Origin of the sequence: Mangrovivirga halotolerans, assembly GCF_026241165.1 — a bacterium.
Lineage (GTDB): Bacteria > Bacteroidota > Bacteroidia > Cytophagales > Cyclobacteriaceae > Mangrovivirga > Mangrovivirga halotolerans.
The window spans coordinates 255,988-274,144 of the sequence record NZ_JAPFQN010000001.1 but is presented as its reverse complement, the minus strand read 5'-3'; the positions used below and the strand labels follow the sequence as shown (position 1 = coordinate 274,144).

General features: G+C 35.7%; 16 protein-coding genes. 6 read left to right on the top strand and 10 right to left on the bottom strand.

The features are described 5' to 3' along the window. Window positions 1–45 precede the first annotated feature (45 nt). Complete coding sequence (gene trxA, locus OO013_RS01095; protein ID WP_266054671.1) at window positions 46–369, bottom strand: thioredoxin; 324 nt, start codon at window positions 367–369, stop codon at window positions 46–48. A gap of 157 nt (window positions 370–526) precedes the next feature. Then, the gene (dnaE, locus tag OO013_RS01090; protein WP_266054670.1) at window positions 527–4,819 is read right to left on the bottom strand and encodes a DNA polymerase III subunit alpha; all 4,293 of its coding nucleotides are present in this window, start codon (window positions 4,817–4,819) and stop codon (window positions 527–529) included. Window positions 4,820–5,079: 260 nt separating this feature from the next. On the opposite strand from dnaE, the gene OO013_RS01085 reads away from it, so the two are divergent. Continuing rightward, on the top strand, window positions 5,080–5,469 hold the full coding sequence (locus OO013_RS01085; RefSeq protein ID WP_266054669.1) for a hypothetical protein: 390 nt from the start codon (window positions 5,080–5,082) through the stop codon (window positions 5,467–5,469). Here OO013_RS01085 and rsmG read toward each other — a convergent pair whose 3' ends face one another. Genes rsmG through OO013_RS01070 form a run of 3 tightly spaced genes read right to left on the bottom strand, consistent with a single transcriptional unit; the run spans window position 5,470 to window position 7,813 of the window. Next, the gene (gene rsmG / locus OO013_RS01080; protein WP_266054668.1) at window positions 5,470–6,099 is read right to left on the bottom strand and encodes a 16S rRNA (guanine(527)-N(7))-methyltransferase RsmG; all 630 of its coding nucleotides are present in this window, start codon (window positions 6,097–6,099) and stop codon (window positions 5,470–5,472) included. It abuts the gene before it with no gap. A 5-nt stretch (window positions 6,100–6,104) separates the two neighbouring features. Next, complete coding sequence (locus tag OO013_RS01075) at window positions 6,105–6,713, bottom strand: RNA polymerase sigma factor (protein ID WP_137090356.1); 609 nt, start codon at window positions 6,711–6,713, stop codon at window positions 6,105–6,107. After that, window positions 6,704–7,813, bottom strand: coding sequence for a glycosyltransferase (locus tag OO013_RS01070; RefSeq protein WP_266054667.1), 1,110 nt, complete (start codon window positions 7,811–7,813; stop codon window positions 6,704–6,706). Before OO013_RS01070 ends, OO013_RS01075 begins: the two co-directional genes overlap by 10 nt. Before the next feature lie 133 nt (window positions 7,814–7,946). On the opposite strand from OO013_RS01070, the gene tgt reads away from it, so the two are divergent. From tgt to OO013_RS01050, 4 genes are all read left to right on the top strand, one after another. Continuing rightward, a complete protein-coding gene (gene tgt / locus OO013_RS01065; protein WP_266054666.1) occupies window positions 7,947–9,077 on the top strand; it encodes a tRNA guanosine(34) transglycosylase Tgt in 1,131 nt (376 codons plus the stop codon). Between the two features lie 3 nt (window positions 9,078–9,080). Continuing rightward, window positions 9,081–10,166, top strand: coding sequence for an LptF/LptG family permease (locus OO013_RS01060; protein WP_266054665.1), 1,086 nt, complete (start codon window positions 9,081–9,083; stop codon window positions 10,164–10,166). Then, complete coding sequence (locus tag OO013_RS01055; RefSeq protein WP_266054664.1) at window positions 10,167–11,060, top strand: DMT family transporter; 894 nt, start codon at window positions 10,167–10,169, stop codon at window positions 11,058–11,060. It abuts the gene before it with no gap. Between the two features lie 76 nt (window positions 11,061–11,136). Next, window positions 11,137–11,490, top strand: a complete 354-nt coding sequence (locus OO013_RS01050; RefSeq protein ID WP_266054663.1) for a SnoaL-like domain-containing protein — start codon at window positions 11,137–11,139, stop codon at window positions 11,488–11,490. Window positions 11,491–11,521: 31 nt separating this feature from the next. Here OO013_RS01050 and ispE read toward each other — a convergent pair whose 3' ends face one another. From ispE to OO013_RS01030, 4 genes are all read right to left on the bottom strand, one after another. Next, window positions 11,522–12,328, bottom strand: a complete 807-nt coding sequence (gene ispE / locus OO013_RS01045) for a 4-(cytidine 5'-diphospho)-2-C-methyl-D-erythritol kinase (protein ID WP_266054662.1) — start codon at window positions 12,326–12,328, stop codon at window positions 11,522–11,524. Window positions 12,329–12,396: 68 nt separating this feature from the next. Continuing rightward, window positions 12,397–13,209: an enoyl-ACP reductase FabI gene (locus OO013_RS01040; RefSeq protein WP_266054661.1), complete on the bottom strand. Its 813-nt coding sequence runs from the start codon at window positions 13,207–13,209 to the stop codon at window positions 12,397–12,399. Between the two features lie 56 nt (window positions 13,210–13,265). After that, window positions 13,266–15,179: a helix-hairpin-helix domain-containing protein gene (locus OO013_RS01035; protein WP_266054660.1), complete on the bottom strand. Its 1,914-nt coding sequence runs from the start codon at window positions 15,177–15,179 to the stop codon at window positions 13,266–13,268. Continuing rightward, entirely contained in the window at window positions 15,179–15,970 is a 792-nt protein-coding gene (locus tag OO013_RS01030) for a hypothetical protein (RefSeq protein WP_266054659.1), read from the bottom strand. The genes OO013_RS01035 and OO013_RS01030 overlap by 1 nt, the downstream gene beginning before the upstream one ends. Window positions 15,971–16,008: 38 nt before the next feature. Between OO013_RS01030 and OO013_RS01025 the strand changes: the two genes are divergently transcribed. After that, window positions 16,009–16,641 carry a toxin-antitoxin system YwqK family antitoxin gene (locus tag OO013_RS01025; protein ID WP_266054658.1) on the top strand — a complete coding sequence of 211 codons (633 nt, stop codon included), beginning with the start codon at window positions 16,009–16,011 and terminating at the stop codon, window positions 16,639–16,641. A gap of 1 nt (window position 16,642) precedes the next feature. On the opposite strand, the gene OO013_RS01020 is transcribed toward OO013_RS01025, so the two are convergent. Continuing rightward, on the bottom strand, window positions 16,643–18,067 hold the full coding sequence (locus OO013_RS01020) for a BamA/TamA family outer membrane protein (protein ID WP_266054657.1): 1,425 nt from the start codon (window positions 18,065–18,067) through the stop codon (window positions 16,643–16,645). Window positions 18,068–18,157: the final 90 nt, after the last annotated feature.

Here is an 18,157-nt window from a genome sequence, read left to right as displayed (position 1 = left end):
AGCTGCCTCAAATGAGACAGCTTTTATATTTTAATATGGCTTTTATTATGCCATTTGAGCTTCTAATTTGTCAGCAAGTACGTTTTTAGGTACTGCACCGATTTGTTTATCAACAATTTCTCCACCTTTAAATACTAATAAAGTAGGAATACTTCTGATGCCATATTTTGCAGACAGGGTAGGGTTTGAATCAACATCTACCTTTCCAATTACTGCTTTCCCATCATATTCACCAGCTAACTCTTCAACTACTGGTCCGATCATTTTACAAGGTCCGCACCATTCAGCCCAAAAGTCAACCAATACTGGTTTGTCACCATTTATGATTTCTTCGAAATTCGCGTCAGTTAATTCTATTGCTTTTGCCATGATAATTGATTTATGTATTTCTATATTTTGTCAACTTACATTTGTTTACACAAAATTAGTGCAAAAATTTAATATTAAAACTTTACTAGCCTTTATGTCAGTAATTTGTATTAAGACCGACAATCTGGCGAATTATTGCAGTCATTTAGACACCTTTTTATGTAACGATTTTCATTCTTACTTGTTCCAGATTTTTTAATTCTTCAATCAGGTCATTATCCGGAGATACCTGGTATTTTCTTGAATATACAGGAACCTGAACGGTACCATGTTCTTTGTCCTGATAATGCAACATTAATTTTAAAGCACAAGAACCTTTTCTGGTAATTGCTAATTCTTCAAGCCTGTCAATCAGATCTTCAGTTAATTGATTCAGATCTACCTGAAGAAGTACCTCTTTCGCTTTCTTATCCCTGATATCATTTAACAGGGTTATATTTTTAACTTTAAATTCTTTTCCTTCTCTCCATTTTTGTTCCTGAGCCCGGCCTTCAATATATAAAAACCATCCATTCATGAAAAATTCCTTGAACCTCAAATAGTCATCACCAAATAGGAAAAAAGTATGTGAACCACCATAATCTTCAACAGTTAGTGTCCCAAAAGGTTTACCATTTTTTGTGGTTCTGTGAGCAAAATCTGTGACAATCCCTCCCAGTCTGCATTCACCTTTCATTTGTAACCTGTCCAGATCTGTCAGTTCATTAAAAGACGTGTTACATAAATGCTCTAATTCAAATCTAAACTGATCTAGCGGGTGACCCGACAGGTATAGGCCAACTACTTCTTTTTCAATATTCAGTTTCTCCAGTTCTCCATAGGGTTCCATATCGGGAACTTTTGGGCGGGGAACTTCTACAGAGCTGTCGCCACCAAACAGCGAGTGCTGGTTTGAATTTTCTTCCTGTATTCTTTTCTGGGCATATTTAATTGTCTTTTCAATTAAAGACTGTTCTCCTTCAGGTGCTTCCAGGTAATGCCTTCTATGATAATTTTCAAAGCAATCGAATCCACCGGCCATGGCAAGGCTTTCGAACGTTTTCTTGTTAACAGTTCGAAGGTTTATTCTTTCTGCAAAATCAAAAATATCCTTGAATTTCCCGTTTTCTTCACGCTCAGCTATGATATGTTCAACCGCTGCTTCACCGGCTCCCTTGATTGCTCCTAGTCCGAAACGAATGTGGCCTTCATCATTAACCGTAAATTTAGTTTTAGATTCATTGACATCCGGCCCCAGAACCTGTAAGCCCATTCGCTTACACTCCTCCATGAAGAATGTCACATCAGTGATATTATTCATGTTGTTACTAAGCACCGATGCCATGTATTCAGCAGGGTAGTGCGCTTTAAAATAAGCAGTTTGATAAGCTACCCAGGCGTAACAAGTAGAGTGAGATTTGTTAAATGCATAAGATGCAAATGCTTCCCAGTCTTTCCAGATCTTTTCAAGTTTGTCTTTATCATGTCCTCTTTCAGCTCCTCCTTCTATAAACTTAGGCTTGAGTTTTTCAAGCAGGGCAAAGATCTTCTTACCCATCGCCTTACGAAGCATATCGGCTTCACCTTTAGAGAATCCTGCAAGCTTCTGGGATAAAAGCATCACCTGCTCCTGATAGACTGTAATACCGTAAGTTTCCTCAAGGTATTCCTTCATATCGTCCAGATCATAGACGATTTCTTCATGTCCGTGCTTACGTTTAATAAAGCTAGGTATGTATTCTAGCGGACCTGGTCTGTAAAGGGCGTTCATAGCGATCAGGTCGGCAAAAGCTGTAGGTTTCAGATCACGAAGGTGCTTCTGCATGCCAGGGGATTCATACTGAAATATACCAACAGTTTCTCCTCTTTGGAAAAGTGCATAAGTCTCTTCATCCTCCAAAGAAATTGAATCCGGATCGATCTCTATACCATGACGCTCCTTAACGATTTTTACAGTATCCTTTATTAAGGTAAGTGTTTTTAATCCCAGGAAGTCCATTTTCAGCAGTCCGGCATCTTCAACAACAGAGTTGTCGAACTGAGTACATACCATATCTGAATCCTTCGCTACAGCTACAGGAACGAATTTGGTAATATCATCTGGTGTGATAATTACTCCACAGGCGTGGATACCAGTATTACGGACTGATCCTTCAAGGACAGTAGCCTGTTTTACGATCTGTGCAGGAAGATCACTTCCATCTGCAATGGATTTTAGCTCATTGGCTTTATCCATATTTTCAGAGTTCTTTAGCTTTTCTTTTAAAGCTTTATCATCCAGACTGAAAAGCTTTCCAAGCTTGATATCCGGCACAAGTTTAGCAATTCTGTCAGCTTCAGATAATGGTAGTTCTAAAACCCTCGAAGTATCTCTGATCGAGGATTTTGCTGCCATAGTACCATAAGTGATGATCTGTGCTACCTGGTTTTTACCATATTTTTCAATTACATAATCGATTACTCTTCCTCGTCCTTCATCATCAAAGTCAATATCAATATCGGGCATTGACACACGATCCGGATTAAGAAAACGCTCAAATAGAAGATCATATTCAATCGGGTCGACATTGGTAATTCCGATACAATAAGCTACTGCTGAACCGGCAGCAGAACCCCTACCTGGGCCAACCGACACTCCCATTTCCCTTGCGGCAGTTGTGAAATCCTGTACAATAAGGAAATAACCAGGGTATCCAGTATTCCGGATTACCTCAAGCTCGAAGTCTAATCGTTCCTGAATTTCTTCAGTAATGACTCCATATCTTTTTTTGGCACCTTCATAAGTGAGATGCCTAAGGAAGTTGTTTTCACCATTTTTTAAAGTCGGGTCCTTTTCATCAGCAGGGTCTTTAAATTCATCCGGAATCTCAAAGGCAGGAAGAAGGACATCCCGGGCAAGTTCAAACTGTTCGATCTTCTGATAGATCTCATAGGTATTACTTACAGCTTCAGGAATATCTGCAAATAAAGCCTTTATTTCATCAGGAGACTTGATATAGAACTCATCATTTGGAAAGCCGAATCTAAATTCCCGGCCTCTTTTCCCGATATATTTTTTTGGTTTGCTCTGTGTTTCCCCATCTTTTACACAAAGTAAGATATCGTGCGCTTTGGCATCTTCTTTTTTGGAATAATAAGAGTTGTTAGCAGCAAAATATTTAACACCATATTTATTAGCAAACCTTATTAATACTTCATTAACAACATTTTCTTCCTCAAGGCCATGTCGATTAAGCTCAACATAAAAATCTTCTCCAAAAAGATTATGCCACCATTTAAAAGCTTCTTCAGCTGCTTCTTCACCTTCATTAAGGATTTTGAATGGGATTTCACCCCATAATCCACCTGTAGTGGCAATGACATGGTCTTTGTGTTCTTTAAGAATTTTTTTATCAATTCTTGGGACGTAATAAAACCCATCCATATATGCAGCAGAAGCAAGCTTGGCCAGGTTATGGTACCCTTCTTTATTTTTTGCAATTAAGACTGTCTGGTAGCCATTATCCATCCTGGATTTATCCATGCGGTCGGTGCATACATAAAATTCGCAACCAACAATAGGTTTTATTTCAGCCTTAATTGCAGCACGAACAAAATGAAAAGCAGCCATCATATTACCATGATCAGTAAGAGCGATGCCCGGCATACCATTTTCTTTAGCGGTAGAAACCATTTCTCCGATTTCAGAAGTCGCCTGAAGAATAGAATATTGCGAATGACAATGAAGGTGAACAAAAGGAACATCCTCAAGTTGCTCCAGTGCTTCTTCTTTTTCCTTTTTAGAGATTTCAGGAGTGTCAGCTCCGCCAGTTTCTTTTTTAAGGTGCTCAAAGTTAGCAGCTTCGAGTTCCGGTGGTTCATAATTGACCTGATTGGGATCAAGCCCTTCCAAAGTGCCGACAACCTTTTCTTTTATTAAGCCAAAGAAACATTTTGCTGTTGCATCTACATCATACGCCGCATCATGGGCGTCATCAAAGGCAACACCAAAGAGTTTTTGATGTAATTCTGTAAGAGTAGGCCATTTATACTTTCCCCCTTTACCACCAGGAATAGCACAAAAATCAGTTCCTTCATCTTTGGTGTCAATAGGCTGAAGTTCGAGAAGGGTTGTTTCAACTTCTTTACGAAGGTATTCAGCCCCCATAATATTGATATCGAAACCAATGTTATGCCCCACAACATGGGTAGCTCTCTTAATGTCTTCCCCGAAAATATTTAATACTTCTTCGAGATCACTTCCTTCTTCTAAGGCTCGTTCGGTGGTAATACCGTGAACTTTAGTGGAGTTGAAGGGGATGGAGAATCCCTCAGGTTTGACTATGAAATTACCACTGTTGATTAGTTTCCCACTTGCATCATGAAGTTGCCAGGCCAACTGAACCAGTCTTGGCCAGTTGTCCAGATCTGTAATAGGGGCATTCCAGTTCTTAGGTAAACCAGTAGTCTCTGTATCAAATATTAAATACATATTCGGGTTAGTCAGGATAAAGAATTAACTTCAAAGATAAGCTTTTTTAGCATTGAAGGAAATGAATTTTTAGTGAGTTTTAATCCTTTTTTAAAGAGAGAAATAAGGGACTGATAAGCATCAAATTGTCAGGTAATTAAAGTCTGTTTGTAAGAAAAATATAAATTTAGCTTTAAAATTTTGTAGTATGCTGTTTGACTTTATTTGAAGTTATTATTTTATTAGGGGTTTTTGGGATATTTATTAACACAACACAACCAATGGAAACAAGTACAATGACAGTGGAAACGAAGCCAAAATGTGAGATTATCGACTACAAAGGAAGGAAAATTGTATTTACGGATATTTCAGGGGCAAGACCGGAAGATGCAATACCTGCTTTTGAAAGAACTACAGTATTAGTACCAACTCTTGGTGAAAAAGGAGCGTTATCATTAGTTGACGCTAAGGACGCCAGATTTAATACGGATCTTATCAGTAAGATTAAAGAGGTAGTAAAAAAGAACAATCCTTATGTTAAAGCTACAGCAGTTTGCGGGTTAAGTTCACTAACCTCGTTAATGGTAAATAGTATTATTACTTTTACCGGTAGAAAAATGAAACTCTTTGATACAATTGAAGAGGGTAAAGAGTGGTTAATTGGTCAATGATTAAAAGGGTACGTGGACTATTTTTTTTGTTTCAAAGAAGTCTTCTGCATACCATTTACTAATATCAAAAACCTGGTAAGAGCGATTCAGCTCATCCATTTCTTCAGAAATATCACCACCTTTAAGATATATAATTCCATGGTCCACATCCCGGTGTGGACCTGGTTCTATTTTATTTTTTACCCATGAATAGAAAGGTTTCATTCTCGTAACTGCCCGGCTGATTACATAATCGAATTTGCCTTTTACTTTTTCAGCTCTTGCTTGTTGATAAGTGACATTCTTCAGTCCACAGGCTTTGGAAACTTCTTCTACAACCCTGATTTTCTTTGCTATGCTATCGACTAGATGAAATTGAACATTAGGAAATAAAATTGCTAATGGTATTCCCGGAAAACCACCTCCCGTTCCAACATCCATAACTCGGGCGCCATCATTAAAACTTATTATTTTAGCTATAGCCAATGAATGCAGAAAATGTTTTTCCTCAAGATTTTCTATATCTTTTCTTGAAACAACGTTTATTTTTTCGTTCCACTCACGATAAGTTTCTAAAGCTTTTAAAAATTGATTTTCCTGCTTTTCCGTGATATCGGGAAAGTATTTTTTAATTAAAGAAAGGTCCGGCATGGGAATTAAATGTGTTCTTTTTTGTTTTTTACCAGGTCATACATTAATTCTCTGGCTCTGTGAAGCTGTGCTTTTACTGTTCCAAGAGGAGCATCAAGTTCCTTGGCTATTTCTTCATAAGAATATTCTTTGAAGTATCTAAGTTTAACTAGACGCTTGTATTTGGTTGGTAGTTTATCGACAAATAATCTGACCAATTCAATCTTTTGACTTTTAATAGCTTCTTCCATCGGGTCAAGATTTTTGTCCTTGACATCGATTTGAACAGCTTCACCATCATCATCGGTATATCCGGTCTGAAGACTGTAGGTTTCCAGTTTCTTTTTACGGATAAAGTCAATCGCATTATTTGTAGCAATCCTGAATAGCCAGGTACTGAATGTATAGTCTTTTTTAAATCTGTGAAGGTTTTTAAATGCTTTGGCAAATGCTTCAATTGTTAAATCTTCTGCATCATCGACATTTCGCACCATTTTCAGGATCATGTGATAGACAGGATTTTTATACCTTTTCATCAAATCAGCATAAGCCTGTTGATTTCCTTTGTCGACTGCTTCATCAATCAACCGGAAGTCCTCAAGTGCTTTTTTTGAAAATTGTCTTTTTAATTCCATTTAGTAGTTTTCGAGTATAATGATGCAGTTCCAAGTGAAACTACATAGAATATATACAAAATTTCCAGTACTGACAACATGACAGTGGTTAAAGGTAAATTTAACCTTTTTTTCGCCCGTTTGTAAATTATCATACCAGTTAAAAGCCTTATAAATAACATACTTAAAATTGGTATAATCAGTTCAGGAAACCATATTAAAGTAATTAAGCTCCCATACTGGACAATTAAAGACATCCAATATGATGCCGAAAATAGTTTGTCTGCCAAATTGTATCTTTTTCCAACCGAAAGGTGTCTTTTTTTCTGCTTTATATATGCTTTCAGGTTTTTCTTTGCAAATGTAAATACTGCTGATTCCGGAGAAGTATTGACTTTTGTGAAATCCTTTTTTGCGTAGCGATTGATAATAATATCATCATCACCTCCCGTTACATTAATAAACGAAGAAAACCCACCCGATTGTTTAAAAAAACTTTTTGTATAAGACATATTTCGCCCCACAGCCATATAGGGTTTTCCTTTTATAGCTTTACCCATATATACTAATAATGTGGTAGCGGTTTCAAATTCAATAAACCTACCAAGTAGTCCCGAAGTTGGGAAATGGGGCGAATAGCCAAGAATCACCTGCGTTTTGGGTGTACATGAATATATTTCGCCATAGCTATTGAGCCAATTATCAGAAACTGGTCTGCAATCAGCATCGGTGAATATCAGATGTTCATATTTTGCTTTATTGATACCTTGAAGGATAGCATTTTTTTTGGAATCTCTGCCAGAAGGAGTGGTGTCTATATTTACTATACATATCCTTTTGTCATTGCTGTATTTTTCAAGAATTAAATTTGTTTGATCACGAGATCTGTCATTTACAATGATCAGTTCAAATTCAGGGTAATTCTGACCTAAAACTGAAGGGATTAATTTCTTGAGATTCTCTTTTTCATTATGAGCTGCAACAACAATTGATAAAGGCGGGAGGCTTAAATCAGACCGGTTTGGATTTTTTATCGTAACAGCTTCAAAATAATACAGGTAAAACCATATTAAGGTTACTGAACTAATAAAAAAAACTAATATAATTATAACCTCAGCCACATTCATTAAGGCTAAAAATATAACTTCAATATCTGTTTAACCACATTTTTATCGTTTTTGATCATCGTTAAAATAAATATATGGGTTTTCGGTCATCTTGGGCTATTTTTGCAACTTTGATCAGAATTGAATTATGGAATTTAAAATAACCGGGAAAGACTCAAATTCATCAGCAAGAGCAGGCATTTTAAAAACAGATCATGGTGAAATACCAACTCCGATTTTTATGCCTGTTGGAACAGCTGGTACTGTAAAAGCTGTTCATCAAAGAGAACTTGAAGATGATATTCAGGCCAAAATAATTCTTGGAAATACATATCATTTGTATTTGCGTCCCGGACTTGATGTACTGGAAAATGCCGGAGGAATACATAAATTCAATGGATGGGAGAAACCGATTTTAACCGATAGTGGAGGCTACCAGGTCTATTCTCTATCAAATACCAGGAAAATAAAAGAGGAAGGTGTTGAGTTTCGATCTCACATCGACGGAAGTAAGCATTTTTTTACTCCAGAGAATGTAATGGACATTCAACGAACTATTGGTGCTGATATAATTATGGCTTTTGATGAATGTACACCATATCCGTGTGATTATGATTATGCAAAAAAATCTATGCATATGACCCACAGATGGTTGAAAAGGTGTATCAAAAGAGTAGATGAAACCAATGGTAAATATGGTTATTCTCAATCTCTTTTTCCTATAGTGCAAGGTAGTGTTTATGAAGACTTGAGAAAGCAATCCGCCGAAGAAATTGCTTCTCACGAAAGGGAAGGAAATGCTATTGGCGGATTATCTGTTGGTGAGCCTCATGAAATGATGTACGATATGACTGAATTGGTTTGTGAGATTCTCCCTGAAGATAAGCCAAGGTATTTGATGGGTGTCGGTACTCCAGCTAATATTCTTGAAGGGATAGCGCGAGGAGTAGATATGTTTGATTGTGTGATGCCAACCAGAAATGCCAGGCACGGAATATTATTTACAAGCGAAGGGGTGATTAATATTAAAAATAAAAAGTGGCAAAAAGATTTTTCTCCTATTGATCCTGAGATCGGAGGCTATGCAAGTACTTTTTATACAAAGGCATATTTAAGGCATCTTATCCATACGAATGAAATTTTAGGAGCCCAAATTGCAAGTGTTCATAATTTAACGTTTTATTTGTGGTTAGTAAATCAAGCCAGAGAGCATATTATAGCAGGAGATTTTAATTCCTGGAAAAACGAAATGGCACTAAAATTGTCTGAAAGACTTTAATACATGAAAATATTAGATAGGTATATATTTTTTAAGTTTCTGGGTGCTTTTACATTTACTGTACTGGTTCTGATACCGATCATTGTGATCATTAATTTGACCGACAGGATCGATGACCTTTTACAGCACGGGGTGGGTGTAGTCGATACAGTATTATACTATTTTGACTTTAGCGCCTATTTAATGACTTACCTGATGCCTATCATCGTATTTATTGCAGTTGTTTTTGTTACTGCTAGATTGGCAGGGAACACGGAAATCGTGGCAATGCTTAGCTCAGGAATGAGTTATCAAAGAGTAATGAGGCCATATCTATATGGTGCATTAGTGCTTGCAATAACCAACTTTGTACTTGTAGGATGGATTACACCTAATTCAAACAGAGACAGGATTGATTTTGAAAGTGCATATTTTCATGGTCCTCAATATAATAATGACAGGAATATACATATTCAGATTCAACCTAACGTATATTTTTATCTTGAATCGTACCGAATTCAAAGTAAGACCGGATATAAGTTTACTCTTGAAAAATTTGATAAAGAAGGTAATCTTAAGGAAAAACTATACTCTAATAAATTAACGTGGACAGAAGATTCGCTGGGTAATGGATTCTGGAGAACAGATGAATATGTCTTAAGAAAAATTCTTGATGGTGAGGTGCAAATCGAAAAAGGTGAGAAAATAGATACAACTTTCGCCCTGACTCCAAAAGATTTCGAGAGTAATGAAGATCGAAATGAAACCTTTACAATCCCTCAACTTAGAGAATATATTGCCTTACTTGAGTTAAGAGGATCTGATGATAAAAACATTTATCTGATAGAATTATATGTTCGGTATATGTCTCCGTTCACTGTAATTCTCCTGACCTTTATCGGGGTGATAGTATCTTCTAGAAAAACCCGGGGAGGATCGAGTTTTCAGATTGCACTCGGATTCTTATTGGCTTTCGTTTACATAATTTTATTTATTATGTCACGGTCATTTGCACAGAATAATGGCGATTATCTGCTTCTTCCAATGTGGACGCCTAATATTATCTTTACTGCCATTGGTGTTTATCTTTACCTGAAAGCTCCTAAATAAATGCCTGGGAAAGACTTTTTAAAACTTCACCTGATCGTTTTTGCGTGGGGATTTACCGCAATTCTAGGTAAACTAATTTCTATTCCTGCCGTTGAGATGGTGTTTTATCGTACGCTTTTTGCAGCCATAATTATATTTTTCTTATTAAGAATTAAAAGGATTAAAATAGGAGTTCCACAAAAAGACTTTTGGAGACTTTTGGGTACCGGCCTCATTATTGGAGCACATTGGATCATGTTTTTTGGTTCAATAAAAGTGAGTAATGCTTCAATTGCTTTGACTGGAATGGCAACTGCAAGCTTATGGACTTCTATATTGGAGCCTATTGTGCTTGGAAGAAGGATTTTGTGGTATGAAGTACTTCTAGGGACTGTGGTGATCATAGGGCTGGCTATAATTTTTTCACTTCAGCTTGAAAATATTATAGGTGTTATTATGGCTCTTCTTTCTGCTTTTCTGGCATCTTCTTTTTCTATTATTAATAGCCGGTTTACAAGAAAATATGATCCTTACGCCATAACTTTTTATGAAATGGCTGGGGCAACGATTTCAATTGCCTTGTTTTTTCCTTTGTACCAATTATGGTTTACCAATGGAGCACCTTTACAACTTGGTCTTACAGGAATGGACTTTCTGTACTTGTTAATTTTGGCAGGGGTTTGCACAGTTTATGCTTTTTCTGCCTCTGTTGAAATTATGCGTAGGGTTTCTGCATTTAGTGTAAACCTGGCAATTAATATGGAACCAATATATGGTATATTAATGGCTGTGGCGCTATTTCCTGAAGAAGAGAAGATGACTCCTCAATTTTATCTTGGTGCGGTGATTATTCTTGCTGCAGTATTTTCCTATCCTTTGTTTCAGAGGTTACATAAGCGACGAATGACTAAATAGCAAAAATAAAGGCTTAAAAGTGAAACATTTTTGCTTAATATTTGTTTAAACAAATAAACACTAAAACTTTTAAGTCATGACATATTTAGAAAAAGCCACAAATCTTTACGAAATGATTAATGGAGGTAAGCTTATGGATGCCTTCGAAAAGTATTACAGTGAAAATGTTGTAATGCAAGAGAACAGCGAGGATCCTAGAAAAGGTAAGGAAGCAAACAGAGAATACGAAAAGAATTTCCTGGGAAGCATCGAAGAGTTTCATGGAGCAGGCGTAGACAATATTACTTCTAATGAGGATAAAAAAGTAACAATGGTTCAGTCATGGATGGATGTTACTTTTAAAGGAGATCAAAGAGTGAAAATGGAGCAGGTTGCTGTACAGCAATGGGAGGGAGACCAGATTGTACACGAAAGATTCTTCCATGAATAAAATTTCATAGTCCTGCATTCATAATGCGGGACTATAATTTCCCTTTCCAGACAAGGTATTCTGCCAAGCCATCTGTTTCTTTAGGTTCATCTTTAAAAATTCCGAAAACGCTACTTCCGGAACCTGTCATCGAAGCATAGACAGCTCCTGTTTCATATAAACCATTTACTAATTGTCGTATAAGTGGATATTCTTCAACGATAGGCTGTTCAAAATCATTTTTAAGATTTCCTTGCCAATTTTCCGGACCAGATTTTATCAAATCAATCAATGAGAAATCAATTTTATTGGGAGAAATCATACCATAGGCCTTCGGTGTGCTGATATGGATACCCGGATTGAGTAAGATCAAATAATACCCTTTCAATGAAAAGTCAATTTCTTCTAATTCATCTCCTCGTCCTGTTACGAATGATGGCTCATTTTTTATGAAAAAAGGACAATCACTACCAAGATCTGAAGCATAAATTTCCAATAGTTCATCCTCTAGATATAGTTCAAATAAATCATTAAGTAGCTTGATAGTAAACGCACCATCTGCAGAGCCGCCACCAAGTCCGGCTCCCATTGGAATTTGCTTGTGTAAATTTATCTGAACAGGATCGATATTGAAATCTTTCCTAAGAGCCTTGTAAGCTTTTAATATCAGGTTGTCTTCATTTTTGCCGGGAATTTTTAGACCTGTAGTTTCAAATGAAGTTTTAGAGGCAAAGTTTATTTCCAGAATGTCCTTAAAAGGAATTGGGTAAAAAACACTTTCTATATTATGAAATCCATCTTTTCTTTTTTCGGTTATATAAAGGCCGAGATTGATTTTTGCATTTGGAAAACTGATCATAGATCGATTGCTATTTTAATTGAAGGCTAAAATAAAAAAAGCTGCCTTTAAGACAGCTTTTAGTTATATTATTTTTGCCAGTGGTCGATCACTTTTTGTGTTATACCGCTTGTACTGAATCCTCCATCGTGATACAAATTTTGCATTGTAACCATTCTACTTAATTCCGAAAACATTAAAATACAGTAGTCGGCACAACTTGTTGCATCTGCATTTCCTAATGGAGAGATTTTATCAGCAAAATCAAAGAAGGTATCAAAACCTCCTACACCTGTTCCTGCAGTTGTCATTGTTGGAGACTGAGAAATAGTATTAACTCTTACTTTCTTAAGTCGGCCATACCGTTCTCCATAACTTCTTGCAATACTTTCCAGAAGTGATTTTGCCTGGGCCATGTCGCTATAATCAGGGAATGTACGTTGGGCTGCAATATAAGAAAGACCTAGGACTGAACCTCCCTCGTTTATGAAGTCCATTTTTTCAGCTACCTGAAGCATTTTATGAAATGAAATCGCAGATACATCAAGTGATTTCATCATCCAGTCGTAGTTAAGATCTCCGTAATCTCTACCTTTTCTTACGTTAGGTGACATTCCGATAGAATGAAGAATGAAATCAACTTTACCACCTAAGATCTCTTCAGACTTTTTATAAAGATTTTCAATATCTTCAAGACTGGTAGCATCTGCAGGGATTACCTCAGAATTAGTCTTTTCAGCTAACTCATTGATTTTACCCATTCGCATTGCTATAGGAGCATTGGTTAATGTGAACTCAGCGCCTTCTTCTTTAGCTCTTTCAGCTACTTTCCAGGCAATTGAATTTTCATCTAATGCTCCTGTTATGATACCTTTTTTTCCTTTTAGTAAATTATAAGCCATGGTTTTATTGGTTTCTTGGCGTGCAATTTAAATTTTTCACCGCTAAATCTAAAGAATTATTTAGTTTGATAACTTATTAGTATTTCAAACTCATTGAATGTCTGAGATTTATCTAGAGGTAACCGGTCATAATTTCTATAGCTGCTATATTTCCCACTGAATATGAAATGCTGAATTTTGTATCTCAATGTCAAAAAGTGCCTTGAAGTTTTACCTGCTCCAAGATTTACGTAGGGAAATGAATTATAAAATCCATTTTCATAAAAATAGACTCCACGATTATTTTTTGAAATTCCTAATGAAGTTCCCAAAGTACCTGATAACTGATTTATTTTAAACAATAGTCTTTGTGAATATCCATATGCATAGCTTTTATTTGAATTGGTAGCTTTTCTATATTGAAATTGAAGATCCCATTTTAAATTCTCGCTGATATTCATTCTTCCTTTTAGTGCTGATTTTAAATTGGTTTTTCTAATCCTGTATCTGCTTTTTTTATCTTTGACTTGATCAGGCCCTTGCTGACTTTCATAAGCAACTACTAATTGAAGAGATGAAAATGGAGAATGTTTTAAAAGTATTTTGGATCCTAATTCTTCATTTAAAGCTGGTAAGGGAAGGAATCTTGAAATAGTTGTGAGTTTACGAATGTCAAAATATAAAATCGCTGAGAGACTTTTACTTTCCTTAAATGTTATGGCCTGATAAATGCCTTTTTCACCTGCAGGATTTGCCCTGGCACCAATTCCATTTCCAAAAAGGGAAAAATAATAGGGGGTGGTATATCGTAATTGAATTAAATAATCCCAGGATTTATTTATTGCAATAAGGATACCCTGGTTTGTTGAAAAGTTTTGTTGAAAAGGTAAATAGCTTATCTCACCAAAAAAGGTTTTGTTTTTATATGTATACTGATGAGCCAGACCAAAATGAAGTTGCGATCTGTATGGAGCATTTATCGAATTGCTTGCATCGAAGATATCAGACCAATGATTGAAATCCGAAATAAAGGCAATATAACCATTCTCTCCCAGGCTCTTTTTCATAATCATCCCACTGTTAAATAATTTTGCTGTCTTCCTGTTTAGTTTTTCACTTTCTGAACGGTGAATGCCTGATCGATAAAGAGTAATTATTGTATCATTATTTATCCTTGCATCGACAGACTTATATGAAAGAAAGCCTGTTGCTGTCAATCCTGGTTTAATCTCTCTGTTAATTGCTATACCTCGCAAGTAATGAAATTCATCAAATCCTCCATATGGTCGGACATTGCGTTGAACTCTTATTTGATTATGGACGGGAAATGAACCTAAACTGGAAAAGAAAGCGTTGTTAAACCTGGTTCCCTGACCAAACCCTGGTTTAAAATCCCCGATAATCAAGGTGGTTTTCTTTTTGTTGAATTGAATATTTCCTCCAAAATATTCTGGGTATATCATTTGGTTTTTACCTTCAATAAAGAATTGTTCTCCGGCATCTTTCTCAAATTTTAAATTGATTGAATAATTTTTTCTATGATAATCAATACCTGTTCTTGTTTTGAGGTCATTGTATTTAGCATCAAAAGCTGATCGATTTGTTATTTCAAAATGAGATTTAGTTGGTTGAATTGTATTTATATAGATGAGAGGTCTTAAGTATTTAATTTTTTCTTTTGATAAACCTTTTATCATATGTAATTCTTCAATCAGATAAATGTCACCAAATTTTTCTATATGTTCTTTTAAAGCGATAATTTCATTCAGCGTTAAGAATGGGATTTTTAAAAGATCTTCTTTAGAGGCGTTATTGATATCAACAGGATTGTTTCTTAAATCTTTTAGAATCTGGGTAAGATCTTCAATGTCAAGTTGAACATCGGGGTTTTGGTTCTGATAAAACCATATTATCGATTCTAAATCCGTTTCCTGCGCGTAGTTAATAAAATTTATAAACAAAAAGAGGATAACTATAAATTGCCCTTTCATTACAACTTATATTTTAGGTTGAAGCCATGACTTAAAGGAAAATCAGGAATCCATCGTGAACTGTAATGGATAATTACTTTTTGCAAAATCAAATGAATTCCTCCATTTAATCCTGAAGGACTGATATTTGTGCCAAAATCAAATCTTAGCGAATCTTTAATCAGATTTGAAATCGCTATTGAACCAGTTAATTCATCTTCCAGCGAAGATCTTAGGGCACTCGATAAAAAGAGTTTTTCAGATATTTTGTGTCCAAAACCAAGTCGGTATTCGTAATAATAAGGTGTTCTGTGTTCATTGTTCCAGTTGCTATGAGTTAAGTTTTTTACTGATGCAGCGATCAGTGAATTTTCTGACACCTGAAATTTCCCGGCTATGTCAATCGAATAAGTTAGATGCGACCTGATTTCAGTCATTGTGAGCTGATCGATTCGAATTGAAGAACCAAAGGAAAAATTCTCTTTTTTTATAGCTCCTTGTATTACGATCTGGTTTGAGTACATATTTTCACCACCAAAATGGCTAAAACCTGCACCTATAGAATAATTTTCACCTGGTATTGTTATTGCTGTTGTATATAAGCCAACTAATGGTTGACTAAAAGGGATATAATATCCGGCTTCAATGGTAGTTTTTTTATATCTTAACATTGCTACCGGGTTATCGAAAAAAGTTGTTTCCTGGTTGGATGCTATACCTGCAGGTCCTAATCCGGTGAGATCACTTACCGGAGATAAATTTTGTCCAATAATGGTATGCATCGCCAAGACAAAAAGGATGAGTCTTAGCATTATCATAGTTGAATTAGTATTGAAAGATTTTCAAATATATGAACGTACTCGGATATATTAAAAAGCTTGTGGTATTATTTTTGATATTAAACGTTTACTATTCTTATGCCCAGGATACAACCTATTATGACACTGAACATATAAGGAGTATTACCTATTTGCTGGAGGAGGGAGGTCAGAAAATAGAAACTTATTATAAGAATGGCAATAAGTCAGCAATCGAGCATTTTAAAGAGGGGGATCTTGATGGGGTTGCAACTTACTTTTATCCTGATGGAACAACAAAGGCACAAGAAATTTGGGAAAATGGATTACTTCAAGGAAATGCAAAATATTTTCACTCTAATGGAAAATTAGATAAAACTGGAGAATACGAAAAGGGGTTATACATCGAAGAATGGAAGCATTATCATCCGAATGGAAATCTCGAACGAATTGTCTTTTATAAAAACGGGCTTCCTCACGGTCAATGGAAAGTGTATAACGAAAAGGGTGTTCTTATTCAAAAAGGTTATTATGAAAAGGGTAAAGAAGAAGGAAGATGGTTTTTTTATACTGACAAAGGGAGGTTAGAGTTCGAAGGGATGTATGAGAATGGAAAGAGGGTAGGAGACTGGTATTATTATGATAAAAGAGGTAGAAAGTCTAAACTTGATAAAGATGATTATTAAGTTATAATGCGGTCTTAATATTAAAGAAAAACCTGCTTTGCCCTACTGAATTAAATGAATATTCAAATCTCATTACAAAATCGTAATAAGTCACGAGGTCAAAACCCATTCCATAACCAAAATTGATCTGGTTCACCAGGTCATTATCAGGGCCGTAATCAATTCTGTTATCTACGTATCCAATATCGAAATAAGATTTTACATATAAAGCTACAGGAACAGTTCTGAATTGCTCGATTGGCATCCATTTACCTAACTTAAATAGATTAGTGAACAGCTCTTTTTTAAAGGTTGATTTATTTAAAATAAAGTGCTGACCATCGATCACATTCAGTTCAAATCCACGAATAATTTCTTTGCTATATCCAAGTCCCCTGAAAACGAAATATGGCTGTTTTGGAGGGAAAGAAGCTTTGCCACTGATTCTATTACTAAAATAGTAACCCTTCCCCAGATCCAGGTATTTTGCGTATTCAGCTTGCAAGGCAGTTTGAAATGCTCCGGATAGAATTCCAGTGCCAAATTGAGTTACACTTCCACCAAGAAGAAATCCTCTGAGTGGATAAGCAGTTACATCCCTGAGATCTCTTGTGAACTGATAACTCATGGTGAGAAATTGTTTTTCAGTATCTCCATTCAGAAAGTAATCCGGATTTTCAAGAGCAACTGTATCATCAATTTTTATATTTTGATAAGCCAGCCTGAAGCTATGTGTATTTTGAATCGATTCCCGTATACGTAAGGTCTCAGATATTCTGAATTCTCTTTTAATTTTGAATTCTGAGTCTAAAAATTGCTGTCGGTTATTTTGAGTAGCAAATGGGATGTTTCTGTTGTCATTAAAAAATACTACTGTTTCAAGTCCTGTTTTCAGACCTTTGTTTATGTATGGAATATTGTAGCTAACTAAAAACTCCCGCGTATAACCAAATTGTAATCCCAGGTTAAGAGTTTCATCCATTCCTCTTAGATTGTACTGGTACAACCTGACTCCATAATTAACGCGTTCCAGAGATTTCCCTTGGTTTATCCACCATTCACTGAAATTTCTATCCGCTAATTCAAAAACAATAGTTGGAAATGTATACCACCTTTCTTTTAATTGGACCAGAATATCTATTTCACCCTGGCTTGCAGGAATAATTCTCAGTTCGACAGTGACAAACAGGCTGGTATTAAAAATATTATTTCTATCTCGCGTAAGAAGGTCTTTTAATTGGGCAACTTCAATAGTTTTACCTGGCTGAAGTTGCATTTCACGGAGTATTATAATGTCTTTAGTCTTTTTGTTTCCAACAATAAAGACCTTGCCAATCGTCACTGTACTATCATTAAGTGATTCATCCAGAGTGACGCTGGTGGTATCTTTTTGTGCCTTTAAGGTAAAGGAAACAATAAATAAAATCAGACTTATATACAGCCGCATTAAAAGTTTATTCAATTATAAAAAAGTAATCTACCTTTTAGAATACAATATTGCATTTTTATGTTGTTAATTTATGCAGTATTTTAGATA